Consider the following 26,410-nt stretch of genomic DNA (forward strand, 5'->3'; position numbering starts at 1 on the left):
CCGAACGTCAGCCGGCGTTGCCCGCCGACGAGTGCCCTGCCCACGCGTCCATTGCGCGGGCAAGTGCAGCGTCCAGTTCGGTGACGCCGCCGCGGTCGTGCGTGCTCAGCGCTACTTCGACCGTGCTGTAGACGTTCGACCAGTTGGGATGGTGGTCCATCTTCTCGGCTGCCAACGCCGCCGCGGTCATGAAGGAAAACGCTTCCACGAAGCTGGCGAAGCGGAAGGTGCGGCGCAGCTCGCTGCCCGACACCTGCCACGACTCCAACTCGCTCGTCAGTGCTGCGAGTTCGTCCTCGCTCAACAGCTCTCGTGTCATCGCATCAACCTCCTTCGTGCGGCACTCAGCCCAGTTGGTCCAGCGGGTCTGCCCACGGGTCAGCGAGCGGACCGCCGGTGCGGCCAGGGCCCGCTGATGCTGGACCGGCCGATGACGCCTGCGGCCGGCCGAGTCCGCCGATGGACACCGCTACGCCAGCGGCCCGCTCGTCGGGGAGGTACGGCGCGTAGCCGCGCTCCTCCAGCGCTTCGGCCAGTTCGGGACCGCCGGAGTCCACGATGCGACCGTCCACGATCACATGCACCTCGTCGGGCCGCAGATACTCCAGCACTCGGGTGAAGTGCGTGATGGCCAGCACGCCCAGACCCGTCTCGGTGAGTGCCTCGATGCGATTGGCGCAAGAGCGCAAGGCGTCGATGTCGAGCCCGCTGTCGATCTCGTCGAGGATGGCGATATGGGGCTGCAGCACCGCTAGCTGCACCGTCTCGTTCCGCTTCTTCTCGCCGCCGGACATGTCCACGTTCAGCGGACGCGCCACCAAGTCGGCCTTCAGCCCGACCGCGGCGGCTTCGGCCTCGAGCAGCTTGCTCGTGCGCGCCAGCAGTGCTTCGTCTGGGCCGTCGCTGCCGGCGCGCAACGCAAGCGCCTCAGCCAATGCTCGGGCAGTCGAGACGCCAGGCACTTCGGTGGGATGCTGCATGCCGAGGAACAGACCGGCCTGGGCCCGCTCCCAAGGCACCAAGCGCAGCATGTCTGCGCCGTCGAGGGTGACCGAACCGGCAGTGACCTGGTAGCCGGGCCTTCCGGTCACGACATGGGCCAAGGTGCTCTTGCCTGATCCGTTCGGCCCCATCACCACATGCACCCGCCCGGAGGACACTTCGAGGTCCACGCCTCGGAGAATTTCCTTGCCGCCTGCTGAGGCGCAGAGCCCGTCGATGCGCAGCGTGTGCGTTTCTGAGCAGCGTGTCACAGCACTACCGCCACGACCTCGCCTTGAGCACGGACTTCATAGACCGGGACAGGCACCGTGGCCGGAAAGCAGTTCGGCTTGCCTGTTCGCAGGTCGAAGCTCGACGAGTGCTGAGGACATTCGAGCGCGCATTCGTCAGGCCAGACCCAGCCCTGCGAGAGCGAGTAGTTGCCGTGACTGCACCGGTCGCCGATGGCGTAGAAGTCGTCACCGATGCGTGCGAGTGCGATGCGGTGACCCTCGACGTCGAAGCGGCGGGCCTCGCCGTCAGGCACCTCGTCGCGCCGGCACAGCACGACCACACCGGGTTCACCCGAGGCGGTCACTGCGTCGACACGGCGAAGTCCGAGTCCGACACCAGCTCGTCGATGCGCCGGCGCACCGACGCCGAGATCTGCTCCGACGGCAGCGCATCGAGCACCTCGTCGAAGAAGCCGCGCACTACCAGCGCCTCGGCCACATCGGTCGGCACGCCGCGGCTCTCCAGATAGAAGCGCTGGTCAGCATCGACCGGACCGATCGAGGAGGCGTGGCTGCACTGCACGTCGTTGTTCTCGATCTCCAGATTCGGCACCGATTCGGCCCAGGCATGCGGGGACAGCTTCAGATTCCGATTCGTCTGCTCGGCCACGACATGCGAGGCATCCGACTCGATGCGGATCAAGCCCGTGTAGACGGCTCGGGCATGGTCGTCGACTGCCCCCTTGAACAGCAGGTCCGACGTGGTGTGGGGTGCGATGTGTGTCTGGAACGTGCGGAAGTCGAGCGTGGAGGTGCCCCGTCCGAAGTACACGGCGTCGATTTCGCTGTGGCCGCCTCGGCCGGCCATGTCCGTGCCGATGCGGGCCCTGGCGTACGCACCGCCCATCGCGACATGCCCGATCCGCAAGTTGGCGTCGCGGCCCACCTCCGAGCACAGGTTCGCGATCTGCCACGCAGCCGGGCCGAGTTCTTGCACCGTCACGTGCGCGAGGTGTGCTCCGTCGGCGACGCTCAGCTCGGTGAGCGGGCAGATCAGCGCTGGAGTCGCACCGCTGCTGTGGTGCTCGACGACGGTGGCCTGGCTCGTGTGTCCAGCAGTCACCACGAGCCGGGGGAACCATGCCAGCCCTTCGGCATCGGTGTGTACATGCACGACAATGGGCGCGGCGATTACGGCCTTCGGGTCGATGCACAGCGCAATAGGCGCGGCCGTCAGCGCCAGATTCCAGTCGCCGAACACATCGGGCCCTTCCGGTGCCACCATGCCGATCTGCTCGTCCGCACCGTCGTCGAGGGTGCTGATGCGGACACCGGCTGCCCGCACCGCGACGTCGACCACGACCCCGTTGGAGATGTGTACCACTGCGGCGGCATCGCTGTCCACGCAGTTCATCAGCCCGGCCGGGCCCGCGGCGCCGCCAGGCGCCCCGAAGCGGTACAGATCGGCGTCGAGATCGTCGATGGGCGTGTAGCGCCACACCTCGTCGGTGAACGACGGCATGCCCGTCGCGACCGCCCGTTCCGCTGCTCGGCGGCGCCGCTTGGCGAACGTGTCGGATCCGCCGAGCGCACTGACCAAGTCCGGGCTGAACACGCTGCGGAGGCTACCGGCGCGGCTGTGAGGGCCTTGCTCAGACCTCGCCGTCTTTGCGGTCGTCGCGGTCTTGGCGCCGCCGAGCGCGCCTCTTCTTCTTGGCCGCTTTGCGAGAGCGAGCCTTTGCGCGCAGGCCCTTGTGTCGGGACCGCTCGGCGGCGACCTCTTCGAGGATGCGCGGCCCTGCTGCATTCACGACGTCCTCGGCTGCGTCCAGCAGGGCCGCTATGGAATCGTCCTCGCCGATGCTGGCCGGCTCTTTCGCGAAGTTCTGGACGCCCAGCGACCCGTGCTGCCAGCCGGCGTCGAGTCGACGAGGCGAATAGGAAGGACAGTCCTCCGGACAGCGCCACGGCGCTTCGGGCGCCAAGTCCAGGTTGCACTTGCGCACCGTGTCGCCGTTCGGGTACGTCCGGCTCTCATAGTGGCGGCAGTTCGTCCGCATCGGCACCGCTGTTGCCTCCTTCAGCGCTGCGCAATCGCTGCGGCGAATGCCAGCGCCCGCCGAGCCTCGGCCAAGTGAAGATGCTCGACCATCTTGCCGTCGACCGTGGCCACCCCGCGGCCGGCTGCCGCAGCCGCTTCGAAGGCCTCGATGACGCTGCGATGAAAGCCCAGCTCGTCCAAGCTGGGCGAGAATGCGTCGTTGCACGGGCCGACTTGGCTGGGGTGAATCAAGGTCTTGCCGTCGAAGCCGAAGTTCGCGCCCTGCACGCACACCGCGGCGAATCCGTCAGCGTCGCTGATGTCGTTGTACACCCCGTCGAGCGCAACCACGCCCGCCTCGCGAGCGGCAACGAGGCACGCTGCCAAGTGCGGCACGAGCGCAGCGCGGTCGGGGGTGATTGTGGCCCTCAGCTCGCTCGCCAAGTCGTTGGTGCCCATCACCAATGCCGCGGTCCGCTCGAAGCCCGCTATCTCGCGAACGTTGGCGATGCCGGCGGGAGTCTCGATCATGGCCCAGATGCGCACCAACTCCGCAGCACCGCCGGCGTCGAGCACATCGGCGACCGCAGCCAGATCGGAGACACCGGACACCTTCGGCACGACCACAGCCGCCGGCCCCGCAGCACCGGCTGCGGTGATGTCCTCGTGTCCCCACGGCGTGTCCAGTCCATTGCAGCGAATCGTCAGCTCGCGGTAGCCGTACTCCCCTGAGACGGCTGCTGCGCACGCACGCTCGCGAGCGGCCTCCTTGGCATCGGGCGCTACGGCATCCTCGAGATCGAAGATGAGTGCGTCCGCGTCGATGCCCTTGGCCTTCTCCAGCGCCCGGACATTCGCCGCCGGCATGTAGAGCACCGAGCGGAGCGGGCGGCTGCCGGCCACGGCACCGCTCACTGAAGACCCCACGCCTGCCGAGGCGGCGCCATGCGCTGCGGAGGATTCACGTGTCTCCAAGCCCGTATGCGGCCGCCAGCTCGGAATCGGTTGCGGCGAGATCCCGGGCCAGCTGCAAGATGACGCCACACTGCTTGAACGTGGCGTCGTCTTGCATCTTGCCGTCGATCATGACCGCCCCCGTGCCGTCGCCCATCTCGGCGACGACCCGCTGTGCCCAAGCCACCTCGTCGGGATCAGGGCTGAACACCTGCTTGGCGATGTCGATCTGGCTGGGGTGCAGGCTCCAAGCACCCACGCAGCCGAGCAGATAGGCGTTGCGGAACTGGTCTTCGCAGCCGAGCGGGTCGCCAATGTCGCCGAACGGGCCGTAGTAGGGAAGGATCCCGGCGGTGCCGCAGGCATCCACCATCCGGGCCAGCGTGTAGTGCCACAAGTCCTGCTGGAACGCAGTGCGTGCGCTGTCGCCCGCAGCGGCGGACATCGGCGTCGGATCGGTCCGCACCAAGTAGCCCGGGTGTCCGCCGCCGACCCGCGTCGTCTTCATGCGACGATCCGCAGCGAGGTCCGCCGGCCCGAGCGAGAGCCCCTGCATGCGAGGACTGGCCAAGCAGATCGCCTCGACATTGGCGACACCGCGGGCCGTCTCCAGAATCGCATGCACCAGCAGCGGACGCTCCAGCCCAACCCTGGCCTCCAGCTGTGCCAGCAGCCGGTCCACGTAGTGAATGTCCTCGGGGCCTTCCACCTTGGGCACCATGATCACGTCCAGCTTGTCGCCGATCTCGTGACTCAGCGCCCAGATGTCATCGAGGAACCACGGCGAATCGAGACTGTTCACCCTTGTCCACAGCTGCGTGTGCCCTTGGTCCCAGGCCTTGCCGACCTCGATGAGTCCTGCCCGTGCGGCGTCCTTGCGGTCGGCGGCCACGGCATCTTCCAGATTGCCGAGCAGCACGTCCACCGTCGGAGCGATGTCGGGCACCTTGGCGCGCATGCGCTCATTCGACGGATCGAAGAAGTGGATCATGCGCGAGGGACGGAAGGGAATCTCGCGCAGCGGGGCAGGCGCCCCGACCGCCAACGGAACGAAGACGTCCTTGGGGCTGCGCATCAGCCGATCGAGCCCTCCATCTGCAACTCGATCAGCCGGCTCCATTCGACGGCGTACTCCATCGGCAGCGTCCGTGTCACAGGCTCGATGAATCCGTTGACCACCATGCCCATGGCCTGCTCAGACGACAGCCCGCGGCTCATGAGGTAGAAGAGTTGCTCGTCGGCCACCTTCGACACCGTGGCCTCATGGCCGATCTCGGCGTCGCGCGATCCGATCTCCTGGTACGGGTAGGTGTCGGAGCGGCTGTGAGGGTCGAGCAGCAGCGCATCGCACTGGACATGGCTGCGGCAGCCGCTCATGCCCTCTTCGACCCGTACCAAGCCGCGGTAGGTCGTGCGGCCGCCGTCCTTGCTGATCGACTTCGACACGATCTTGGACGTGGTCTCGGGAGCGGCATGGACCATCTTGGCCCCGGCGTCTTGGTGCTGGCCCTCGCCCGCGTAGGCCACCGAGAGCACTTCACCCGAGGCCTTCGGGCCCATGAGGTACACGGCCGGGTACTTCATAGTGAGGCGGCTGCCGATGTTGCCGTCGATCCACTCCACGTGGGCCTCGTCGTAGGCGGCGGCGCGCTTGGTGACCAGATTGAACACGTTGTTGGACCAGTTCTGAATGGTCGTGTAGGTGATGCGCCCGCCGGGCAGCGCCACTAGCTCAACGACCGCCGAGTGCAACGAGTCGGTGGTGTACACCGGCGCCGAGCAGCCCTCGATGTAGTGCACCGTGGCGCCCTCGTCCGCGATGATCAGCGTCCGCTCGAACTGGCCCATGTTCTCCGCGTTGATGCGGAAGTAGGCCTGCAGCGGCATCTCCACCTCGACGCCGGGAGGCACGTAGATGAACGAGCCGCCCGACCAGACCGCCGAGTTCAGCGCCGCGAACTTGTTGTCGCCCGGCGGGATGATCGTGCCGAAGTAGCGCTGGACGATCTCGGGGTGCTCCTTGACCGCCGAGTCCATGTCGCTGAACAGCACGCCTTGGGCCTCGAGGTCCTCCCGGTTGCGGTGATACACCACCTCGGACTCGTACTGGGCGGTGACCCCGGCAAGGTACTTGCGCTCCGCTTCTGGAATGCCCAGCTTCTCGTAGGTGTCCTTGACCGAGTCGGGCAGCTCCTCCCAAGCGTCGACCTGACCCTCGGTGGGCTTGATGTAGTAGTAGATGTCGTCGAAGTAGATCTCCGACATGTCTCCGCCCCAGGCGGGCATGGGCTTGCGCTGGAAGATCTTGTAGGCGCGCAGCCGGAAGTCCAGCATCCACTGGGGCTCGTTCTTGAGACCAGACATCTCACGGATGATCGCCTCGTCCAAGCCCTTGCGCGGCTTGAACACGTAGTCTTCCTCGTCGCTCCAGCCCAGCTTGTACTTGCCGAGGTCGATTCCGACGGCAGGTCCTGCGGTGTCGGTCGTGGAGGTGTCGGTCATACGCTCAGCCTACTGCCGCCCGGAGCGAAGTCCGAGCGCGCCAAGCCGGGAGCGATCGCACGGAGAACCGGCGCGCAGCAGCGGTGCCCAGTGAGCCGGCCGCGAGCCGACGCCCAGTTGAGATACTCAGCCGAGACGCTCAGTCGATCAGGGCGGGGGCGAGCCGGCGCCAGCCGTCGAACGCGGTCTGCGGGTCATCGGCTAGCACCTGCACGCAGACGTGGTCCGCTCCGGCGTCGAAGTGAGCGTTCACCCGCGCCGTCACATCCTCTTCGGTGCCCCAAGCCACGATGGCATCCACCAGCTGGTCGGACGGGCCACCGTCGGGGCCGCCGTCGATGTCCGCCTGCGTGAAGCCCAGCCGCAAGAGGTTGTTGGCGTAGTTCGGCAGGCCCAAGTAGATCGCCATGTTCTTGCGGGCGAGCGTGCGAGCGGTGTCGGCGTCGGTGTCCAGAATCGCCATCTGCTCCGGGTACAACGCCGCTTGGGGACCCATGGTCTCGCGGGCGAACGCCGTGTGCTCGGGCGGCACGAAGTAGGGGTGCGCTCCGGCGGTGGCGGTGGCAGACAGCTCAAGCATCTTGGGCCCGAGCGCGGCCAGCACCATCTCGGGCAGCTCCTGAGGGCCGTGCGCCATGAAGCGGGCCTTGCCCATGCGCTCGAGGTAGTCGCGCATGTAGCTCAGCGGCCGGGAGTAGTCGTGCTTGCGGATGTACTCCACTAGGTGGTGATGGCTGACGCCCAAGCCCAGCAGGAAGCGTCCCGGAAACGCCTCGTCGATGGTGCGCAGCGTGTTCGCCATGGTCATGGGGTCGCGTGCGTAGATGTTGGCGATCCCGGTAGCCAGCTTGATGGTGCTGGTGCCCGCCAGCAGGCGGGTGGCCGCCACGAACGGATCCCGCCCGACGGCCTCTGGGACCCAGAATGCGCCGTAGCCCAGCTCCTCGGCTTCGGCGACGAACTCCACGCCCTGCGCCGACGGCAGCGAGTCGAGCACCCCCGTCCAGATACCGATGCGGCCGATGTCGATGTTTCCCATGCTCATGGGTGGCGACGATACCTCAGTCCTTGTGGCTGCACGCGGCTGACCGCCGCCGGGCACGGCCGACACCGCTTGGCCAATGTGGCCCAGTCAAGGCGGCCCAGTCGAGACAGCTCAGTCGATGCGGCGCAGCTCACCCATGTAGCGGACCCGACGGTCCAAGTAGTTCTGCACGCCCGGCAGGATGAGCGGCGCAGTGTCGACGTTGTCGCGGATCTTGGCGGGCGTGCCGACCGCAATGGTGCCGGGCGGCACCTTCATGCCTCCAGGCACGACCGCGCCGGCACCGACCAAGGCCCGCTCGCCGATCTCCGCGTCGTGGAGCACGATGGCACCGGTGCCGACCAGTGCCTCGTCGTGTACGACGCCGCCTTCGATGTGCGCCAAGTGCCCGATGGTGCAGCGCTCTCCGACAGTCGTGGACCATTGCTCGGTCACGTGCAGCACAGCATTGTCCTGCACCGACGTCCCTGCGCCCACGACGATGTCGTTGTCGTCGCCACGCAGCACGGCACCAGACCAGATCGACGCCTCGGGGCCGATCCTCACCCGCCCGATGATGACGGCCTCGGGCATCACGAACGCGTCGGGATGAATGTCCGGCAGATGTGGGCCGAGCGCGTACACGGGCACGTCAGCGACGCTACTCGCGGCTCGCCGCAGATACCGTGCGCCGCCTGTGATCCAGCCTCCCTCGGCGCCCCGACGGCCTCACCTGCGGCGCATCCACGGCACCGAGACCGCCGACCCGTGGCACTGGCTGCGCAATCGGGACGACCCCGGCGTGCGGCGCTACCTCGAGGCAGAAAACGCCTATACCGAGGCCGCCATCGCTCACTTGGCCGAGCTGCGGGAGACGATCTTCCGCGAAATCAAGGCTCGCACCGCCGAGACCCACCAGTCGCTGCCGACGCCCAAGGACGACTGGGAGTACCGAGCACGCACGGTAGAGGGTCTGCAGTACGTCATCCATGTGCGGCGCCCACGCGGCGGCACCGACGAGGACGAGACTGTCCTGCTCGACGAGAACAAACTGGCCGAGGGCCACGAGTACTTCGCTGTGGGAGACCTCACGGTCAGCCCCGACCATCGCGTGCTCGCCTTCACCGTCGACACCGAGGGCGACGAGACCTACTCGCTGAACGTGGTCGATATTGCCAGCGGCGCGATGCTGGACGGCCCCGATGTGCCTGCGCCAGGATGCGGCCTCACCGACCTCGGCTACGGCTTGGTGTGGGCGAACGACAACTCCACGCTGTTCGTCGTACGCACAGACGAGGCGCAGCGCCCCGACCGCGTCGTCCGCCATGTCGTAGGCATCAGCCCAGCCGACGACGTCGAGGTGTACCGGGAGGACGACGAGCGGTTCTGGGTGGGAGTCGATCGCACTCGCAGCGAGCGGTTCATCGTCATCGGCTCGCAGTCCAAGACCACCTCCGAGCAGCGTCTGGTGGATGCCGACTGTCCGGAGGCCGAGCCGCTGGTGGTGCAGCCGCGTCGCGACGGCATCGAGTACGGCGTCGACCACCAAGACGGCCGGCTGCTCGTGGTCACGAACGATGCAGCACCGGAGTTCCGGCTGCTCGAAACGCCGATCCCGCTTGCCGCTGACGCACCCGAAGGTGATGCATCAGTCAGCGATGCAGCTCCCAGCAGCGCATGGCGTGAGCTGATCGGCGCCCGAGGGAACATCCGGCTCGAGGACGTGGACTGCTTCGCGGATTTCGTGGTGGTTCACGAACGGCAGAACGGGTTGAGGACGATGCGAGTTCACGACACGCGCGGTGCCCGGCCCGGCGAGCTCGGGCCGTCGTTCGAGATCGAGCTGCCTGAAGCGGTGTACGAGGCGGGCGGCGGAGGCAATGCCGAGTTCGACACGCGGCGTTACCGCTTCGGCTACACGTCGATGGTGACGCCGCCGTCGGTCTTCGAGCTGGACCTCGACGCCGGACGCCAAGAACTGCTCGATCAGCTGCCCGTGCTCGGCGATGTCGATCTGAGCGCCTACCGCACCGAGCGCATCGCCGCGAATGCCCCCGACGGCACGGCGGTGCCAATGAGCCTGGTGTGGAAGCCGAGTGCGGTGAGCTGGCCGGCCGCCTGTGTGCTGTACGGCTACGGGGCCTACGAGATGGCGATGCCTGCATCGTTCTCGACGGCACGACTGTCGCTGCTGGACCGTGGCGTGCTGTTCGCTATCGCCCACGTCCGCGGCGGCGGCGAGCTGGGACGGTCGTGGTACGAGAGCGGCAAGCTGGCCAACAAGCACCACACGTTCGATGACTTCGCCGCCTGCGCAGCGCATCTGATCGAGCAGGGCTGGGCCGACTCGGATCGAACTTGTGCCCGCGGCGGCAGCGCCGGCGGCCTGCTCATGGGAGCAATGGTGAACCGCCACCCAGAGCTGTTCTGCGCAGTCGTGGCCGAAGTGCCGTTCGTGGACGTGCTGAACACGATGCTGGACCCGGCGATTCCGCTGACGGTCACCGAGTACGACGAATGGGGCGACCCAGCAGACCCGCAGGTGTTCGAGACCATCAGGTCCTACGCGCCGTACGAGAACGTGCTGCCGGCGGACCATCCGGCGCTGCTGGTCACCGCGGGCCTGACCGATCCGCGAGTGCAGTACTGGGAGCCCGCCAAGTGGGTCGCCAAGCTGCGAGCCACCACGACGTCGTCGCAGCCGATCCTGTTGCGCACCGAGATGGAGGCCGGCCACGGCGGCCCTTCTGGCCGCTACGACGCGTGGCGCGAAGAAGCGTTCATCTTGGCGTTCATCTGCGACGTCTTGCAGGTGACCTAGCCAAGGGCCGCAGCAGCCCAAGCGACAGACCAGTCAGAACAAACCACACAGAACAGGGCTGCTCAGAACAGGGCCATGACGGCAACAAGCACCAGCACGCCGTTGCGCACTAGGGCGCCTGGACCCACCGGCTGTGCCGACCAGCGGCCGAAGCATGCGCAGGCAGGCCGCTGCGCCGGCGGACGACGCAGGACCGCCGCCAATGCCGCGCTGAAGACCGCCAGCAGCCCGAGTGCCAGCCACGCAGGCCACGGATCGCCGACCCCGGCAGCCAATCCCGCCCCCAGCACGATTTCGACGGGGGCGACGAACGGCACCGACCACCGGGGGGCACCCATGGCTGCGGCCGCCGCCGGCCACGACCGGTCACGCAGCTTCAGCGCCCCCGATGCCAGCAGCAGCACTCCGAGCCCCACGCGAGCGACGGCACCGATCACCGGGCTTCCCGATCAGGCTGACACCCGATCAACGGGTGGCCCGGCATACCCGGCAAGCAGGACAAACAGGGCCACGCTGCTGCGCGGTCACGCGAACGTGCCGTAGCCACCCTTCCAGAACAGCATGGGAGCCTTGGCAGCGAGGACGTCCATCTCGACCACCCGGCCGACGACGATGTCGTGATCGCCGCCGTCGTAGACGTTCTCGATGGTGCACTCGATGTAGGCGACGGAGCCGTCGATAATCGGCGCGCCGGTCGAACCGGGACGCCAGGCGATGTCTGCGAATTTGTCGGCGGCGCGGCTAGCCATCACGCCGCAGGTGGCCATCTGATCCTGCGCCAGGACGTTCACGCAAAAGCAGCCGGCTGCGCGGATGTCGCCCCACGACGAGGAGTCCTTGGTGGGCAGGAACGCCACCAGCGGCGGATCCAGCGACACCGAGGTGAACGAGCCGATGGCCATGCCAACCGGCCGGCTCTCGTTCATGGCGGTCACGGCAGTCACGCCGGTCGCGAAGTGTCCGAGCACATTTCGGAAGTGTCTGGCTTCGATGTCTTGGCCGATGTCGGCCTGGTCGTCGGCCTGGTCGCTCGCGTCGCTCACGACGCCAACCTTAGGCAAGGCGAATCCACACACGACGACCCAGGCACGCCGAGCTTCGGCATGGCGAACTCGGGCATCCCCTCGGGGCCCTGCGGTAGCCTCCGGCCATGACACCGGGCGACGCAGGCAACGCGCGCAACACGTCCAGCACCGCGGCACTCAGTACCTCGACGGACAGCACGGAAGCCAAGCCAACGCCACGCGACGGCCTGGTGGCAGTCGTGAAGCGGGACTGCCCCACCTGCGAACTCGTCGCGCCAGTGCTGGCGGACATCGAGGCTCGGGACTCGCTCACCGTGTTCACCCAGGACGATCCGCTGTTCCCCGAGGCGGTCTCCGCCAGAGTCCGCGACGACGACCTCAGCTTCTCCTGGCACCACGACATCGAGACCGTGCCGACGCTGATGCGCTTCGTCGGCGGGCAGGAACGCGGACGCATCGTGGGCTGGTCCCGCGCCGAGTGGGAGTCGTTCACCGGTCTCGAGGCTTTGGGCGTACAGCTGCCTGAGCATCGTCCGGGCTGCGGCTCGCTCTCGGTGGACCCGGCGCACGCGGAGGTGTTGGCGGCGCGCTTCGGCGGGTCGACGATGACCGCTCGTCGGGTGGAGTTCGGCAGCCAAGAGGACGTCCACGAGGCGATGTTCGACCGAGGCTGGTCCGACGGCCTGCCGCTGGTGCCGCCGACCGCCGCGCGGGTCGCGGCGATGCTGGCGGGAACCTCGCGGGCGCCGAGCGAGGTGGTCGCCAATGTCGCTCCGGACTTGACGGACTGCACGGTGGAGAAAGCGGCCGTCAACGCCGTCATGGCCGGCTGCCGGCCCGAGTACTTCCCGGTTGTGCTCGCAGCGCTGACGGCCGTATGCAACGACACCTTCAACATGCACGGGCTGCTGGCCACGACCATGCCGGTGGGGCCGGTGCTCGTGGTGAACGGGCCGATAGCCCGTGACATCGGCATGAACAGCGGCATGAACGTCTTCGGCCAAGGCAATCGTGCCAACAGCACGATCGGCCGAGCGGTGCAGCTGATCGTCCGCAACGTGGGCGGCGGTCGACCGGGCGAGGTGGATCGAGCCGCGCTAGGCCAGCCCGGAAAGGTGGGCTTCTGCTTCGCTGAGATCGAAGATGAGCATGACACGCAGGCTGACGGCAGCGCTGGGAACACAGCTGCGCGCGGCTGCTGGGCGCCGTTGTGTACCGACTTCGGCTATCCGGCTGGCACCAACACGGTGACCGCATTCCCGGGCGAGGCGCCCCGCTCGGTGGTGGACCAGCTCGCTCGCGACCCCGAGTCGCTGGCACGCACCTTGGCGGCAGCGCTGATCGCGCTGCATCATCCGAAGCTGGTGCTCGGATTCGATGCACTCCTGGCGATTGCGCCAGATCACGCTCGTGTGTTCATCGACAGCGGCTGGACACGCAATCAGATCGCCGAACGCATCAACGAACTGACGACCCGTCCCGGCGCCGAGTTGGTACGAGGTGCCGGCGGCATCGCCGAAGGGGTGCCCGAGTTCTTGGCCGGGTCGAACCTGCCCAAATTCCGCGAAGGCGGCCTGCACCTCGTGTACTGCGGCGGCGGGGCAGGCCTGTTCTCCGCCGTCATCGGCGGCTGGGTCAACGGCGAGGTGGGCGCTCAGCCGGTATGCGTCGAGATCAACCCGTGGCGCTAGCCGGCTCCCGCCGCGCGCGCCTCGGCGGGAGCGGTGCCCTGCCGCATCAGCGGGCCGTCCTGGCGGCGCAGTCGTCGGCGGACGGCTACAGTCGCAGCAGCCCACATCGAGCACGGCACATCCGTGAGCGGCAAACCACAGGGGGGATGCCATGAGCACCGTCGTCTTGGATCCGACGAATGAGGCCGCGCCAGCACACCGAGCGAGGGTCGCCCGCCCGGACTCGCTGGACGGCCTCACGGTGGGCCTGCTCGACATCAGCAAGCCCCGTGGCGACCTCTTTTTGAACCGGTTGGAGGAGCGACTGTCCGAGCGGGGCATGCGTGTCGAGCGCTACGCCAAGCCCACGTTCACCAAGCCGGCACCGGTCGACCTGCGCCACGAGATCGCCACCAAGTGCGATGTGGTGATCGAAGCGCTGGCCGATTGAGGCAGTTGCACGTCGTGCAGTGTGCACGACATCGCCGATCTGGAGCGCCGTGGCATCCCCTCCGTGTTCGTCGCCACCGTGCAGTTCGTCGACGGTGCCGAGGCGCAGGGCAAGGCGCTCGGCTTCGACCCCGCAGCTGTCTGGGTGGAGCACCCCATCCAGGATCGCACCGACGACGAAATGGTCGCCATCGCCGACAAGGCCTTCGACGAACTGATCGAACAGCTCGTAGCTGCCTGAGCCCCGGGCCGACCGGCGAACTGACCATCGCTGCTGACGCAAGCCCACGGCACACCAAGATTGCTGCGCGACCTCGCCGGATGGTCCGCTGCCCGCCGTCTGCGCGTTCAGCTATGGGAAGCTGTCTGGTGCACGCGAGCCGAGCCGAAGCCGGCGTTCGACGGTGCTCGCCAAGCCCTCGGCGACCAGCGCGGCAACGATCCGCTCAGCCCGTTGCGCATCGTGGGCCAAGTTCATGGCGATGGCTGCGTCAGCGCCGTCAAGGTCCCGGTCTGCCAATGCAGCCAGCAGCCGGCCCCGGGCTTGGCGGTCGCTGCCTTCGAACGGCGCCTGCCTCGCACTGACGCCGGCGCTGCGTAGGGCCGGGTCCGGTGCATCTGAGCCGGCCCAACTGCACCAGCGCTGCACGGGGCACAGCCCGCACCTCGGGTTCCGCTTGGTGCAGACCTTGGCGCCGAGGTCCAGCATCGCCTGATTCCACGACCAGCTCTCGCCGGGCGGCACGTGTACGTCCGCTGCTCGCTGTGCCTGCGCCAACGCGAGGCGGCTGCCGAACCAGCGCGCCAAGATGCGGCCCACATTGGTATCGACGACTCCGGCGTCGAGGCCCCAGGCGAACGCCTGCACTGCCCGCGCTGTGTAGGGACCCACACCGGGCAACGCCAGGAGTGCCTCCAGATCGGCTGGCACCTGGCCGCCGTGGCGCTGCGTGACCAAGGTCGCCGTATGCCACAGGTTGCGTGCTCGCCGGGGATAGCCCAGTCCCTGCCAAGCGCTCAATACCTCCGCCAGCTCGGCGCGTGCAAGCAGCTCAACCGTCGGCCAGTGCGCGGCGAATTGCTCGAAATACGGCACGACTCGATCCGCTTGCGTCTGCTGGAGCATGAACTCGGACATCAGCACGAGCCACGGGTCGCGGGTGCGCCGCCACGGCAGATCTCTCCGCTGCGCTTCCCACCACTGCATCAGCGCTGCGCATCGGCGGCGCCGTCGCTGTCGTTCAGCTGCGACCGACAGCCGCATCGTCGCTGTACGGGAAGCGACGCTCGGGTGCGGCCTCGCGCTTCCAGATCAGGACCTTGCGTCGAAAGCAGCAGACCTCTTCGGAGCGCTGGTTGAACGCGCGTGTCTTGACCGTCACCACCCCTCGGTCGGGCCGCGAGCCGGACTCCCGCTTGTCGAGCACCTCGGTGACCGCGTAAATCGTGTCCCCGTGGAACGTCGGGCGCGAATGCGTCAGCGACTCCACTTCCAAGTTGGCGATGGCTGCGCCGCTGACGTCGGGCACGCTCATGCCCAGCACCAGCGAATACACCAGATTGCCGACCACCACGTTGCGTCCGTGAACCGTCTCGTGCTGCGCGAACCACTCGTTGGTGTGCAGCGGATGATGGTTCATCGTGATCATGCAGAACAGATGATCGTCGGCCTCGGTGACGGTCTTTCCGGGCCAGTGCCGGTACACGTCGCCGACCTCGAAGTCCTCGAAGTAGCGGCCGAAGGGGCGGTCATGAACGGTCACGTCATGCTCCGTGCGGTGATAGCGGTGGGCGGGCCCAGCGAGCAGGCTGGTCGGCCTGGCGCGGGGCGGACCCAGAGGGCGGGCCGCGTCATCGTAGAGCTTGGGCGCAGGGCATCGGGCGTCCGCCCATCTGGCGCCTGCCAGCCGGATCGTCGCTGACGCCTCGGCATGGCGCACGGTCGGGGCACCCACAAACGAAGCCCACAGCCAGCCGTGGTGCCCATAGCCTGAGCCCCCGTGAGCACGACGCCAACGACGGGCACACTGCCTGCACCCGACATGGAAGCCGCGGCACAGGCGCTGGCAGTCGGCGCCGCAGCGGCTGCCCGAGCCGGCGCACACGCAGTGGGCCTCGGCGACGAGCATCAGTGCTTCCTGTACGACCTGGCGCACACCGCATCGGCAATGAAGATCTGCGAGCCGCTGCTCGACTGGGGGTCGCGCGGCGAGGCCGAGGCGGGCTTGGCCTGCGGGTTCATCGCAGACGTCCTCGGCGAGTTCCAGGCTCGCCTGTTCGCACGTGAATCGCAGTGGGGTCTCGAAGCAGGCGTACTGGACGGCGTCCGGGACTTCGTGGCGGCCTATCGCGACCCGGCGTTCGTCGCCGCACTCGCCGGAGTGGAGGCGCCCAGCCACCTCGACGAGGACTTCGAGCTCGTCGGGCAGACCTTCCGACGGTTCGGCCAGGACAAGATCGCGTCCGCCGCCGAGCACATCCACCGCGCGGATGCGGACATCGACGAGGAGATCATCTCCGGACTGGCCGAATTGGGCTGCTTCGGATTGTCGGTCCCCGAGGAGTACGGCGGATTCGCCTCCGGTACCGAGAGCGACTATCTCGGCATGGTCATCGCCACCGAGGAGCTGTCCCGGGCGTCGTTGGGGGCCGGCGGCTCGCTCATCACTCGACCCGAGATCTTGACGCGGGCGCTGGAGCGAGGCGGTACCGAGGAGCAGAAGCGGCACTGGTTCCCGCGGATCGCCACCGGCGAGACGATGGTGGCCGTGGCGGTCACTGAACCCGACTACGGCAGCGACGTGGCCAACTTGGCGGTGACTGCCAACCCGACCGAAGGCGGTTGGCTGATCTCGGGCACCAAGACGTGGTGTACCTTCGCCGGCCGCGCCGACGTCCTGATGCTGCTGGCGCGCACGGATCCCGATCGACGCAAGGCCCACCGAGGGCTCAGCCTGTTCATCGTGCCCAAGCCCCGGGCTGCGGGCCACTCATTCCAGTTCAGCGGCGAACGCAGCGGCACGATCGAGGGACGGGCCATTCCCACGCTGGGCTACCGCGGCATGCACAGCTTCGAGATCGCCTTCGACAACTGGTTCGTGCCGGCGGAGAACCTCATCGGCGGCAGCGACGGCATCGGGCAGGGCTTCTATCTGCAGATGGCAGGGTTCGAGAACGGAAGGCTGCAGACGGCTGCTCGCGCTGTGGGTGTGATGCAGGCGGCCTACGACGAGGCCCGTTCCTATGCGCAGGAGCGCAGGGTGTTCGGCCAGCCCATCGCCGAGTACCAGCTCACGCAGGCGAAGCTGGGACGCATGGCCGCGATCATCGCTGCCGCCCGCCAGTACAGCTACGAAGTGGCGCGCATGATGGCGCGAGGTAACGGCGCGCTGGAGGCCTCCATGATCAAGGCCTACGTCTGCAAGGCCGCCGAGTGGGTGACCCGCGAAGCACAGCAGCTGCACGGCGGCTTCGGTTATGCCGAGGAGTACACGGTGAGCCGGCTCTTCGTGGACGCGCGGGTGCTGTCCATCTTCGAAGGAGCGGACGAGACGCTGTGCCTCAAGGTCATCGCACGGCGGCTCCAAGCGCAGCACGCGTAACGGCGCATCCCACCCGAGGCGTGCGGGCTACCGTCGGCGTGTGCATCCGATCGAGCACTTGCGCTACGTGGCTCGTGCGGGCGACCTGTCCCAAGAAGTGCTGGTGCGCGAGACCGCCTCAGCGCTCGGCGCGCTGTCGTCGGATCCCCAGTCGCTGGTCGTTGCCTGCCGCCGCATCCTGAGCAGGCATCCGATTGCCGGGGCGCTGTGGGCCATGGCGGCTCGTGTCTGCACGTCCTCGCAGCCGTATCGCGCTGCACGCGAGTTCGTGTCCGAGCTGCGCGCCGATGCCACCGCTGACCACGCTGCCGATGCGCTGCCCGAGGGTGCTGCGGTGTGCGTGATGGGCTGGCCTGACCTCGCCGCCGAGGGACTCGCACGACGACCCGACGTCTGCGTGCGCATCATCGACGCCTACGGCGAGGGCGCGGGCTTGGCCCGACGGCTGGCCGGCGAAGGCTGCGATGTGTCAGAGGTGCCGCTCACCGGCTTGGCAGCCGCGTGCTCGAGTGCCGAGGTGATCTTGGTGGAAGCAGCGGCCGCTGGTCCCGCTGCGGCGATTGCCGCGAGTGGCTCTCATGCCGCTGCTGCGGTCGGGTACGTCACGGGTGCGGACGTGTGGTGCGTGATCGGTCACGGCCGAGCGCTGCCGCCGCAGATGTTCGAAGCCGCCACAGCTGCCGTGGCGCATGAGCCGTGGGAACACGACGAAGAGATCGTGCCGTTCGGGTTGTTCAGCCAGGTCGTCGGTCCGAACGGCATCGAACCAGCCGCCGAATGGCAGCGTGCGGACTGCTCCCTCGCCCCGGAACTGCTCCGCCCCGCTTGAGCCAGCAACATCGCAGCGCCCTCAAGGCCGAACAACGCGCCACCGTCACAGTGCCCATCCGCGCAGATGCCGGGAACATCTCGCCGCCATCTCACCACGCGCAAACGGACTCATGCAAATCCACCAATTGTGCGCTACATTAGGTCTCGATGGCCCCCGATCCGGCACAACACTACATCAGCAAATTCTTGATCAAGCAGTGGGCGCAGAACGACGAAGTCGGCGTCGTGTGCATGTACCATCGTGACGGCGTCAAAGTGAGCATGTCGAAAAGGGGTAAGGGATTACACCACATTCGGCATCTGTCCACGGCAGACATGGAGAATGATTGGTCTCGCGAAGAGTTCGACATGAGCAAGGTGATAGCGGGACTATCCGAATTGGTGGGGTCGCGTCGGCAGTGTCGTAAGGCGATGGAGAAGTTCATATCTGTCCCCGAACACCACAATACCCTGAAGCGACTGGTCGCACTGCATTACAGTCGTTCTCTGAGCGTCGCTGCACGGCAATGGATCGTTTCAGAAAACGGCATACTCGATGATGTCGAATCAACGGCACATATTATAGCGCGCGAAAATGAAGTCAGGGATTTCTACAAGTGTGGAATTCAAATCAATGTCTTTCCTCCGAGTGAGCCAATTGTATTGGGCGCTTTTCCCGTATTTCATGCACAGGATTGGGGAGGCCACGGCGCAGGAACTGCTCTATTCATGATGCCGTTGACGCCGCGGATTGTCGTCTGCGGCACACCCGAAGTCGCCGCTGGTGATGTCAATGTAGTGCGCGCAAGCGCAGATAGTGTCGAGACACTGAAGTGGCAGTTAGCGGGAACCCCGGACCAATTTGCGTCACCATATGTAATCTGTCACCCCTCCTCGCTCAGTCGCGTAAAGAAGCAGTCATTGGGCTTGACCGAGGGAGGCGAGCTTCATTGGATCTCGATCAAAGATCGCGTAAGCTCATGTGAATCTCAGGCCGGTGTTGGGCTTAGCGACGATTTGCAAGCGCTTCTCCGATATGAGAAATGTTGTCGATATCGGTTCGAGAACAGATCGATAGAGGAGTCCGAAAAGGCCAAGATGCGGCAGAAACTGGTGGAGAATGCCCAAAAGATGCAGTGCGACCTTGATGAACTTCAAGTACCTATCTGCTGTTGCAAGAAACACCGAGAGAACCAGATGACCGGTGAGATGTGGAGCACGCTGTTTCCTCAAGTTGTCTGTGACAACATCCGCCGTCAGAAGAATGTGGAACGGCACTGATCTTTGGATTCGGTGGCCCAAAGCAGGACCGCTCCACGGACATCGTCACGTGAATGCGAGAATCGCTGATCTCGTATCGCCGTTCACAGTCTGTCCATCAAGCGCCTTACCAAATTGACGTTGTATTGTTTGGGTTTCGTGCTAGAGTGTTTGTGTGTTGTCGCATGTGGAGCAAGCGCTCGATGAGGTCGGATCGGCGCTCGACGCGGTGGAGGACGCGTCCACTGGGGAGCTGCGCAGAGCGTTGTCGGCGGCGAAGTCGCTGCGCAGCCGTGTGGAGCTGCTCGAGACCAAAGCAGCGTCTGTGGTGGCGTCTCGTGAGCGTCACGGCGACGGCGGGGTCGGCTTGTTGAGCCGGCTCGGCGGGCTGTCACGCTCAGAGGCTGTCCGCAAGGTGCGCACCGACGCGCAGCTCGCCCAGCTGCCCGCCGCGCGCCGAGCGGTGTCGGCGGGCGAGATCAGCTTCGCGAACGCGTCCAGGCTCACCCAGGCAGCGCGCTCCGCGGGGCCTGCGGCGGTGCAGGGCTCCGCCGATCTGATGCAGTTGGCCAGGACTTTGCCCGACGACGAGTTCGCCCAGGCGGCGCAGCGCTGGACCGCGCGGCAGCTCACCGCCCAAGCCGCAGCCGAACGGCACGCTCGGCTTCGGCGCAGCCGCAGCGTGCGGTTCTGGAACGGCGACGACGGGTCAGTGCAGATGCGCGGCGCGTTCGACCCCGAGACCGGCGCCCGCGTCGAGCGCACCCTGCGGCACCACGCCGAAGCACTCCGCCGACACGACCGCCGCCAACACCAGCAGCAGCAGCAGCACGGCCAACGCCGCACCTCGGCCGACCACGGCGCCACAGCCGGCGACGCAGCGGCCGGCACCGCTTTGCGCACCCCTGATCAGCGCATGGCCGACGCCCTCGCCAACCTCCTCACCGGCACTCAACCCGGCAGCCGCACCCAAGCACCCGGCGGCGCTGCTGCGGCAACACAGCCGGCCCGCAGCCCGCACGGCACTGCGCAGATCATCGTGCGGGCAGACCTCGCAGCACTGCTCGGCGAACCCGGCGGCACCGCCGAAATCCCCGGCACCGGCCCCATCACGCCCACCGCACTGCAACGCCTCGCCTGCAACAACGACCTCTCACTCGTGCTGTTCAGCGACCCGCTCACACCCGTCCACCAAACCACCCCCAGCCGCACCCCCACCGCAGCCCAACGCCGCGCGCTCATCGCACGCGACGGCGCCTGCATCGGCTGCAACGCACCCCCCGCCGACTGCGAAGCCCACCACATCACCCCCTGGTCACACGGCGGCGCCACCCGACTCGACAACCTCGTCCTCGTGTGCTGGTCCTGCCACGACCGCATCCACCAACACCACTGGCACATCACCAAACACCACAACCACTACACACTCACCACACCCAACCCCAACCGACCCCGACCGCATCCACCAACACCCAAGCATCGAGCCCCGCCACCCCCCGACCCATAACCGCCCCAAGCAGCTGCTCAGCCACTGGCTCGCACTGCTGTGCTTGTAGTGAGCAGGTGGCTGGGGATCACCGGCACGTGGAGGGCGTGGAGGTGAGGGGAGTCGAACCCCTGGCCTCTTCGATGCGACCGAAGCGCTCTACCAGCTGAGCTACACCCCCGACTGCACCACGAGGCCACACAGCGGACGGGCACGGGCGGGCACTGAATGTCGGGGACCGAATATACCCGCTCTGCAAACGCCCGCGCTGCGCTACGGCCGTGCCTCTGTTCCCGTGCTGACTCGATGCCCGCGCCTGTGCGCGCGTGCTGTTGGATGTACTGCGCAGCAGGCGCTACTCGTTCCCGGCGCTACTCGTTCACCGTCCGACGAACCATGGTGATCGTCGAGGCAGTGGCAGGGTCTCGCAACGGCAGGTAATGCACCACGGCAGTGGGCGCTGCGCGGCGTCGGCGCAGTGCCAGCATGACGTACGCACTCGAGCCCGCAAACAGCAGCGCGAACGCGGTGAGCGTCAAGAGCGAACCGGTAGCCAGTGTGCCTGCGAGCGCGACGAGCGTACACAGCACCAACAAGGTGCCGACATCCCGACGGCGGGTCGCGGCCTGCTTCGGCGTGGTCGGCATCGACGATGGGCTCGTCCAACGTCGATGCCGATCGGCACGGCGCTGATGTGCGTGGCCACGAGACAGCTGCGCCGCGGCGGGCACCGATCGACCGAGAGAATCGAGTTGTCGGCGGAACTGCTCAACAGACGAACTCCTGCGTCCTCGTCGGATTCCTCGCCCGCGAGGCTGCAACAAGCGCCTGACATCGGGTGCCAACACGACGATCCAAGCGACGGCCAGCAGCACCAAGACCAGTTGCGTCACGCATCACCTGCCTTGCTGACGGGACACTCCACGCAGGGGTGGCTCATAACGGTGTCCTGCACGGCGTGCGAAGCCAAGACGCGCGCAGCGCATCGTCGAAGTACGGAACGCACTGCACACTACCGCACGGCACCGCGGCGCACCCGCCAAGGGTGATCCGCCGCGAGCCACCGATCACGCATCGTTGCGGCGATACATGCCCGAGCGGCCGCCGGTCTTCTCCCACAGGGTCAGGTCGCCGATGACCATGGACCGGTCGGCCGACTTGCACATGTCGTAGATCGTGAGCGCGGCAACCGAGCATGCTGTCAGCGCCTCCATTTCGACGCCGGTCCGGTCTACGGTCTCGACTTGGGCCTCGATCTCGATCCACGTGTCGGCAATCTCGAAGTTCACCTGTACTGCGCCGACGAGCAGCGGATGGCAGAGCGGGATGAGATCAGAGGTGCGTTTCGCTGCCTGAATACCGGCGACGCGTGCCACCGCGATCACGTCCCCCTTGGCGATTGCGCCGCGGGCAACCAGCGACGCAGTCTCGGCTGCCATGTGCACACGGCAGCGGGCAATTGCGCGCCGATGGGATACTTCCTTCGGGGTCACGTCGACCATCCGTGCCCGTCCGAGCGGATCCAGGTGGGTGAAGGGAGACTCAGTCATCCTGTTACGGCCGCTGTCATGGTCGCTGTGTCATCTTGCGCTAGCCACCGATCTGGCTCATCGTCCGCTTCGGCTTGATGAAGTGGACTTGGCCGATCGAGTGACCAGCCCATTTGGTGCCGACCGCATCGCGCACAGCCACCGCCAACCGGTCGTCGAGATCGGCACCTGTGGCGCCACTGCGCAGGATCGCCCGCATGTCGAACTCGTCCAGTGCGAACAAGCACGTGCGGAACTGGCCCTCAGCGGTGAGCCGTACCCGGTCGCAGTTGCCGCAGAACGGCTTGGTGACGCTCGCAATGACACCGATGTGGCCGCCTCCGTCGAGGTATCGGTAGCGCTCGGCCGGTTCGCTGGCACGCACGACGGGCTCGATCGGAAACTCAGCCGAGACTGCCGCGATGATCTCGTCGGCCGAGACCACGACCTGTTCGTTCCACACGTCGCCGGCCTCGAGCGGCATGAACTCGATGAAGCGGACTTCTACGCCGCGCTCGCGCCCGAAGCGAGCGAAATCCACGACTTCGTCGTCGTTGATGCCGCGCATCATGACGGTGTTGAGCTTCACCGGCGCGAGTCCTGCCTCGATGGACGCATCGATGCCGTCAAGCACCCGGTCCAGCTCGTCGCGGCGAGTCAGCTTCAAGAAGCGGTCGCGGTGAAGCGAGTCGAGGCTGATGTTGATGCGCGACAAGCCGGCAGACGCCAGCGCAGCGGCGTGCAGGCGCAACGTGGCGCCGTTGGTGGTCAACGCCACATCGACGCCGAGGCGGGCGAGTCGTTCCACCAAACGCGGCAGGTGTGCGCGCACCATTGGCTCGCCCCCGGTCAGGCGGATGCTCTCGAATCCGAAACGCTCCACGCACACCCGAGCAAAGCGCTCGATCTCCTCGAAGCTCAGAACCTCCGATCGCGGCAGCCAGCTCATGCCCTCGGCGGGCATGCAGTACTGGCAGCGAAAGTTGCAACGATCGGTGACCGAAATGCGCAAGTCGCCCACGACACGGCCGAACGGGTCGACGAGGTCTTCGGCCCGAGCCGGTGCAACGGCTGCTGCTGCGCTCATCACTGGCCGCAGCGTACCGACCGGCGTGAGGTGCACTTGTTGGCCGGTACTGCTCAGTCCAGCAACAACACGTCCACTGGGGCGCCGGCGGGAACGCCCTCGCCGTCCGGCACCACCGCCAGCGCATTGGCCTTGGCCATAGCCCACAGCATGTGCGAGCCTTGCCCGCCTGCCGAGCGCACTTCGACGCCGCCAGCGGCGGCGGGCGTCGCCAGTACACGCATGAAGTGCGTCTTGCCGTCGGCATGGCGCATCAGATCCTCTGCGGCTGTGGCAGTGACCGTCGGCCGGACGGGATCTGGATGACCCATCATCGAGCGCAGGCCCGGACGGGCGAACAGCTCAAAGGACACCATCGACGAGACGGGATTGCCCGGCAGGCCGAATATCGGCACCTCGCCCACCGTGCCGAAGGCCAGCGGCTTGGCCGGCTTGATCGCCACCTGCATCCAACGCATGTCGCCGATGCGATCCAGCACCGCCTTCACGTAATCGAAGTCGCCCATGCTGACGCCGCCCGAGGTGACGATGGCATCGCACGTGCTGACGCCTGACATGACAGCAGCTTCGATCTGATCGACGTTGTCGGGGCAGAGCCCGAGATCGATCGGGATGACATCGGCGCGTTGCGCCAGCGCCAGCAACGTGCGACGGTTCGAGTCGCGGATCTGACCCGGGCGCAGCGGGCTGCCATCGTCGACGAGTTCGTCGCCGGTGGACAGCACGCCCACACGCGGCCGCGGGTACACCTCGACCTCGACCATTCCGAGGCTGCACAGCACGCCGAGACGTCCGGCGGTGAGCTCGGTTCCAGCGGCGAACACGTGAGCCCCTGCGTGCAGGTCGTCACCGACCGGTCGCACGTGGTTGCCGGGCGGAACGCTCACCTCCACACGGACCGTCTCGCTGCAACCGTCATGCTCGGCACCGAGATTGGCGTCGTGCTCGGCAGCGCACGTATCGGCCATCGGCTGGGTCGCCACGATGCTCGTGCGCTCCACCATGACCACCGCATCGGCACCGGCCGGGATCGTCGCGCCCGTCATGATGCGGCTGGCCTGGCCTGGCCCGACGGTCACCTGCGGCTCATGTCCCGCCGCAATCGTCTCCACGACCCGCAGATCGCATGGGGCATTCACGGTGTCTTGTGAGCGGACGGCGAATCCGTCCATCGCCGTGTTGGCGAACGGCGGGATGGCCTCGCGCGAGACGATGTCGTCGGCGGTCACCAAGCCCAGCGCATCCGCTATCGGCACCCGCACCGGGGTGCGCGCGCCGCAGCGATCGAGCACGTAGCGGCGTGCGGTCTCCAGCGGCAGCACCCGGTGCAATGTAACCGGGCGCGCCGCTCGTGGCTGTGTACTGCAAGTGGCGCGCATGCAAACGGCTGCACGCTGGGTCAGCGCAGCACACGCGTGGGACCGCGGCCTCAGGCGCCGGATGCGGTGCCCCCTGCGCAGAGGGTTCGGACCGAGGCAATGCGGGCGGAGAGAATCCGGGCAATCTCGGGGCGGCGCACCTCGAGTTCGGCTGGGTCCTTGACGGGCTGAAAGCGGCCGTCGGACCCGTCGCGTTCCACTAGCAGCATCGTCGTGTCCACGAATGCCGACAGCTCCCCGATGAGCCGCTCGAACTGCACCACAGCGAGCCCATCCACCTGCTTGCGCACTTCAAACCACGTGAGCGGCCAGCCGGCGGAGAACACCTCGACGTCGGCGACCAGCGAATTCGTGTTCACGGTGCCCGGCGCCAGCGGATCCGCGCCGGGCGGCAGGCGAAACGACTCCACGATCTGCAGCCGCCCGTCCACACGCCACGGCGAGCCTCCCGCGGCAGCGCCCTTGACCACTTCGCAGGTCAGCGGTTGCTTCGCAGCGAGATGTGCGCCGATCACCGCGGGGTCCAACGTCGCCGCGGCATTGTCCACGTTGGTGACGAACAGACAACGCCCCCCGTCGTCCGCGAATCGGCTCAGCTCGCCGCTGCGCTGCATCGCCCACGGAGCATCTCCGTGGCCTGGGGCATACAGCGACACATTGCCGGTTCGATCTCGGAACAGCTCGCCGCTCGGAGTCAAGCGCATCGACACCCCCTGAGGAACGAAGCCGACCTTGACGTGCTCGTCGGCGGGCACCGCAGCAGCCCACTCCCGCAAACCACCGTCAGATCGAAAGCTGGTCATCAGCCAGAGCCGCAGCTGGCACTCCAGCTCGTTCGCCAGACACTGAAGACCGGCCAACTTGGCATCGACGAACGTGAGTCCGGGCAGCACCTCGGCCAGCGCCTTCACGCCGCCCCCGAATCTGGTCGCCATCCCGCCTGCCAGCAGCAGCACTCCTACTTGCCCGCCGGCGATCGCCTCGCGGCCGAGGTGGGCGAGCTGCTCGCGTTCGCGCGAACCCGCCAGAGGCAGCCGCACCAAGTCGTCGGGCCGTGGCGGCTCGATACCGCCGCTCAGCCAGTTGGCTGCAGTGCCGTTCGTGGCGGCTGCGTCGCCGGCGACCGCGTCGGCGTCGGCACCTGTGCGGGATACACCGCTTGGCCGCTGTGTCTCAGCCAGACGTTGCCGCAAGCGGTCGAAGACACTGCCGTCGAAGCCGAAGGCTGCGAGGGTGCCGGCCGACGCTTCGTCGATGCCGTAGCGCTCAGCGAGGTCGCAGGCGCGGCCCATGGCCAGAACCTACCGACGCGGGCCACCCATCGAAGCACACAGGCCCAGGGTCTAAGGAGACACCAAGAGGCCCAGAATCCGCAGAAGCAGATCCGCACAGCCGAGAATTCGCTGTTGCCCTCGCCGGCTGCCGGCTACACTGCACGACTGCTCATAGCCAAGCTTGGTAGTTGGGCACGCGGTAGCTGGGCACTTGGTAGCTGGGCACTTGGCCAGTTGCGCAACTGAGCTCAGCACGACACAACCTGGACCAGAGCCACCTGC

26 protein-coding genes and 1 tRNA gene are annotated in these 26,410 nt (G+C 67.0%); 7 read left to right on the top strand and 20 right to left on the bottom strand.

The features are described from left to right. Positions 1–7: 7 nt before the first annotated feature. The 10 genes from ACOGI4_RS00410 to ACOGI4_RS00455 all read right to left on the bottom strand — a co-directional run bounded on the left by ACOGI4_RS00410 (position 8) and on the right by ACOGI4_RS00455 (position 8,386). A complete protein-coding gene (locus ACOGI4_RS00410) occupies positions 8–319 on the bottom strand; it encodes a 4a-hydroxytetrahydrobiopterin dehydratase (protein ID WP_419841986.1) in 312 nt (103 codons plus the stop codon). Positions 320–344: 25 nt separating this feature from the next. Beyond that, on the bottom strand, positions 345–1,253 hold the full coding sequence (gene sufC / locus ACOGI4_RS00415; protein WP_419841987.1) for a Fe-S cluster assembly ATPase SufC: 909 nt from the start codon (positions 1,251–1,253) through the stop codon (positions 345–347). Then, complete coding sequence (locus ACOGI4_RS00420; protein ID WP_419841988.1) at positions 1,250–1,579, bottom strand: non-heme iron oxygenase ferredoxin subunit; 330 nt, start codon at positions 1,577–1,579, stop codon at positions 1,250–1,252. The genes sufC and ACOGI4_RS00420 overlap by 4 nt, the downstream gene beginning before the upstream one ends. Next, a complete protein-coding gene (gene sufD, locus ACOGI4_RS00425) occupies positions 1,576–2,829 on the bottom strand; it encodes a Fe-S cluster assembly protein SufD (RefSeq protein ID WP_419841989.1) in 1,254 nt (417 codons plus the stop codon). Before sufD ends, ACOGI4_RS00420 begins: the two co-directional genes overlap by 4 nt. Positions 2,830–2,866: 37 nt before the next feature. Continuing rightward, positions 2,867–3,280 (bottom strand): hypothetical protein, encoded by a 414-nt coding sequence (locus ACOGI4_RS00430; protein WP_419841990.1) that lies wholly within the window; start codon positions 3,278–3,280, stop codon positions 2,867–2,869. A 14-nt stretch (positions 3,281–3,294) separates the two neighbouring features. Next, entirely contained in the window at positions 3,295–4,158 is an 864-nt protein-coding gene (locus ACOGI4_RS00435; RefSeq protein WP_419841991.1) for an HpcH/HpaI aldolase/citrate lyase family protein, read from the bottom strand. Positions 4,159–4,216: 58 nt separating this feature from the next. Then, positions 4,217–5,284, bottom strand: a complete 1,068-nt coding sequence (locus tag ACOGI4_RS00440; protein WP_419841992.1) for an HpcH/HpaI aldolase/citrate lyase family protein — start codon at positions 5,282–5,284, stop codon at positions 4,217–4,219. Further along, the gene (sufB, locus tag ACOGI4_RS00445; protein ID WP_419841993.1) at positions 5,284–6,711 is read right to left on the bottom strand and encodes a Fe-S cluster assembly protein SufB; all 1,428 of its coding nucleotides are present in this window, start codon (positions 6,709–6,711) and stop codon (positions 5,284–5,286) included. The genes ACOGI4_RS00440 and sufB overlap by 1 nt, the downstream gene beginning before the upstream one ends. 139 nt (positions 6,712–6,850) lie before the next feature. Beyond that, positions 6,851–7,756, bottom strand: a complete 906-nt coding sequence (locus tag ACOGI4_RS00450) for an LLM class F420-dependent oxidoreductase (protein WP_419841994.1) — start codon at positions 7,754–7,756, stop codon at positions 6,851–6,853. A 111-nt stretch (positions 7,757–7,867) separates the two neighbouring features. Further along, entirely contained in the window at positions 7,868–8,386 is a 519-nt protein-coding gene (locus ACOGI4_RS00455) for a gamma carbonic anhydrase family protein (protein ID WP_419841995.1), read from the bottom strand. Positions 8,387–8,432: 46 nt separating this feature from the next. Between ACOGI4_RS00455 and ACOGI4_RS00460 the strand changes: the two genes are divergently transcribed. After that, complete coding sequence (locus ACOGI4_RS00460) at positions 8,433–10,556, top strand: S9 family peptidase (protein WP_419841996.1); 2,124 nt, start codon at positions 8,433–8,435, stop codon at positions 10,554–10,556. Positions 10,557–10,618: 62 nt separating this feature from the next. Here the strand turns inward: ACOGI4_RS00460 and ACOGI4_RS00465 are convergent, their stop codons facing one another. Both ACOGI4_RS00465 and ACOGI4_RS00470 read right to left on the bottom strand, forming a co-directional pair. Next, the gene (locus ACOGI4_RS00465; protein WP_419841997.1) at positions 10,619–10,993 is read right to left on the bottom strand and encodes a MauE/DoxX family redox-associated membrane protein; all 375 of its coding nucleotides are present in this window, start codon (positions 10,991–10,993) and stop codon (positions 10,619–10,621) included. Between the two features lie 87 nt (positions 10,994–11,080). Further along, positions 11,081–11,599, bottom strand: a complete 519-nt coding sequence (locus tag ACOGI4_RS00470; protein WP_419841998.1) for a flavin reductase family protein — start codon at positions 11,597–11,599, stop codon at positions 11,081–11,083. 107 nt (positions 11,600–11,706) lie between these two features. Between ACOGI4_RS00470 and ACOGI4_RS00475 the strand changes: the two genes are divergently transcribed. Then, positions 11,707–13,272, top strand: a complete 1,566-nt coding sequence (locus ACOGI4_RS00475; protein WP_419841999.1) for a thioredoxin family protein — start codon at positions 11,707–11,709, stop codon at positions 13,270–13,272. A gap of 151 nt (positions 13,273–13,423) precedes the next feature. Beyond that, positions 13,424–13,942 (top strand): UGSC family (seleno)protein, encoded by a 519-nt coding sequence (locus tag ACOGI4_RS00480; protein ID WP_419842000.1) that lies wholly within the window; start codon positions 13,424–13,426, stop codon positions 13,940–13,942. A gap of 111 nt (positions 13,943–14,053) precedes the next feature. On the opposite strand, the gene ACOGI4_RS00485 is transcribed toward ACOGI4_RS00480, so the two are convergent. Together ACOGI4_RS00485 and ACOGI4_RS00490 are read right to left on the bottom strand one after the other, a co-directional pair. Beyond that, positions 14,054–14,965 (bottom strand): A/G-specific adenine glycosylase, encoded by a 912-nt coding sequence (locus ACOGI4_RS00485; RefSeq protein ID WP_419842001.1) that lies wholly within the window; start codon positions 14,963–14,965, stop codon positions 14,054–14,056. Then, positions 14,943–15,464: a MaoC family dehydratase gene (locus tag ACOGI4_RS00490; protein WP_419842002.1), complete on the bottom strand. Its 522-nt coding sequence runs from the start codon at positions 15,462–15,464 to the stop codon at positions 14,943–14,945. The genes ACOGI4_RS00485 and ACOGI4_RS00490 overlap by 23 nt, the downstream gene beginning before the upstream one ends. Positions 15,465–15,743: 279 nt before the next feature. On the opposite strand from ACOGI4_RS00490, the gene ACOGI4_RS00495 reads away from it, so the two are divergent. The 4 genes from ACOGI4_RS00495 to ACOGI4_RS00510 all read left to right on the top strand — a co-directional run bounded on the left by ACOGI4_RS00495 (position 15,744) and on the right by ACOGI4_RS00510 (position 20,880). After that, the gene (locus tag ACOGI4_RS00495; protein WP_419843053.1) at positions 15,744–17,303 is read left to right on the top strand and encodes an acyl-CoA dehydrogenase family protein; all 1,560 of its coding nucleotides are present in this window, start codon (positions 15,744–15,746) and stop codon (positions 17,301–17,303) included. A 40-nt stretch (positions 17,304–17,343) separates the two neighbouring features. After that, entirely contained in the window at positions 17,344–18,132 is a 789-nt protein-coding gene (locus tag ACOGI4_RS00500) for a hypothetical protein (protein ID WP_419842003.1), read from the top strand. 149 nt (positions 18,133–18,281) lie between these two features. Further along, positions 18,282–19,394 carry a hypothetical protein gene (locus ACOGI4_RS00505; RefSeq protein WP_419842004.1) on the top strand — a complete coding sequence of 371 codons (1,113 nt, stop codon included), beginning with the start codon at positions 18,282–18,284 and terminating at the stop codon, positions 19,392–19,394. A gap of 154 nt (positions 19,395–19,548) precedes the next feature. Further along, positions 19,549–20,880, top strand: a complete 1,332-nt coding sequence (locus ACOGI4_RS00510) for an HNH endonuclease (protein ID WP_419842005.1) — start codon at positions 19,549–19,551, stop codon at positions 20,878–20,880. Positions 20,881–20,967: 87 nt separating this feature from the next. Here the strand turns inward: ACOGI4_RS00510 and ACOGI4_RS00515 are convergent. From ACOGI4_RS00515 to ACOGI4_RS00540, 6 genes are all read right to left on the bottom strand, one after another. After that, positions 20,968–21,040: transfer RNA gene (locus tag ACOGI4_RS00515), tRNA-Ala, on the bottom strand. Between the two features lie 190 nt (positions 21,041–21,230). Then, entirely contained in the window at positions 21,231–21,506 is a 276-nt protein-coding gene (locus tag ACOGI4_RS00520) for a hypothetical protein (RefSeq protein ID WP_419842006.1), read from the bottom strand. 420 nt (positions 21,507–21,926) lie between these two features. Further along, on the bottom strand, positions 21,927–22,409 hold the full coding sequence (gene moaC, locus ACOGI4_RS00525; protein WP_419842007.1) for a cyclic pyranopterin monophosphate synthase MoaC: 483 nt from the start codon (positions 22,407–22,409) through the stop codon (positions 21,927–21,929). Positions 22,410–22,449: 40 nt separating this feature from the next. Next, complete coding sequence (gene moaA / locus ACOGI4_RS00530) at positions 22,450–23,475, bottom strand: GTP 3',8-cyclase MoaA (protein ID WP_419842008.1); 1,026 nt, start codon at positions 23,473–23,475, stop codon at positions 22,450–22,452. Positions 23,476–23,528: 53 nt separating this feature from the next. Next, a complete protein-coding gene (gene glp / locus ACOGI4_RS00535) occupies positions 23,529–24,797 on the bottom strand; it encodes a gephyrin-like molybdotransferase Glp (protein ID WP_419842009.1) in 1,269 nt (422 codons plus the stop codon). A gap of 107 nt (positions 24,798–24,904) precedes the next feature. Next, positions 24,905–26,146 carry a UTP--glucose-1-phosphate uridylyltransferase gene (locus ACOGI4_RS00540; protein WP_419842010.1) on the bottom strand — a complete coding sequence of 414 codons (1,242 nt, stop codon included), beginning with the start codon at positions 26,144–26,146 and terminating at the stop codon, positions 24,905–24,907. Between the last annotated feature and the right edge of the window lie 264 nt (positions 26,147–26,410).

It is taken from the genome of Candidatus Poriferisodalis sp., from assembly GCF_965205175.1.
Lineage (GTDB): Bacteria > Actinomycetota > Acidimicrobiia > Acidimicrobiales > Poriferisodalaceae > Poriferisodalis.

Excerpts from the sequence above, each read along its gene's own strand:
- ACOGI4_RS00410 (WP_419841986.1), bottom strand. The coding sequence starts at position 319 with ATGACACGAGAGCTGTTGAGCGAGGACGAACTCGCAGCACTGACGAGC.
- ACOGI4_RS00440 (WP_419841992.1), bottom strand. The coding sequence starts at position 5,284 with ATGCGCAGCCCCAAGGACGTCTTCGTTCCGTTGGCGGTCGGGGCGCCT.
- sufB (WP_419841993.1), bottom strand. The coding sequence starts at position 6,711 with ATGACCGACACCTCCACGACCGACACCGCAGGACCTGCCGTCGGAATC.
- ACOGI4_RS00450 (WP_419841994.1), bottom strand. The coding sequence starts at position 7,756 with ATGAGCATGGGAAACATCGACATCGGCCGCATCGGTATCTGGACGGGG.
- ACOGI4_RS00475 (WP_419841999.1), top strand. The coding sequence starts at position 11,707 with ATGACACCGGGCGACGCAGGCAACGCGCGCAACACGTCCAGCACCGCG.
- ACOGI4_RS00485 (WP_419842001.1), bottom strand. The coding sequence starts at position 14,965 with ATGCGGCTGTCGGTCGCAGCTGAACGACAGCGACGGCGCCGCCGATGC.
- ACOGI4_RS00495 (WP_419843053.1), top strand. The coding sequence starts at position 15,744 with ATGGAAGCCGCGGCACAGGCGCTGGCAGTCGGCGCCGCAGCGGCTGCC.
- ACOGI4_RS00505 (WP_419842004.1), top strand. The coding sequence starts at position 18,282 with ATGGCCCCCGATCCGGCACAACACTACATCAGCAAATTCTTGATCAAG.
- ACOGI4_RS00520 (WP_419842006.1), bottom strand. The coding sequence starts at position 21,506 with ATGCCGACCACGCCGAAGCAGGCCGCGACCCGCCGTCGGGATGTCGGC.
- moaC (WP_419842007.1), bottom strand. The coding sequence starts at position 22,409 with ATGACTGAGTCTCCCTTCACCCACCTGGATCCGCTCGGACGGGCACGG.
- moaA (WP_419842008.1), bottom strand. The coding sequence starts at position 23,475 with ATGAGCGCAGCAGCAGCCGTTGCACCGGCTCGGGCCGAAGACCTCGTC.
- ACOGI4_RS00540 (WP_419842010.1), bottom strand. The coding sequence starts at position 26,146 with ATGGGCCGCGCCTGCGACCTCGCTGAGCGCTACGGCATCGACGAAGCG.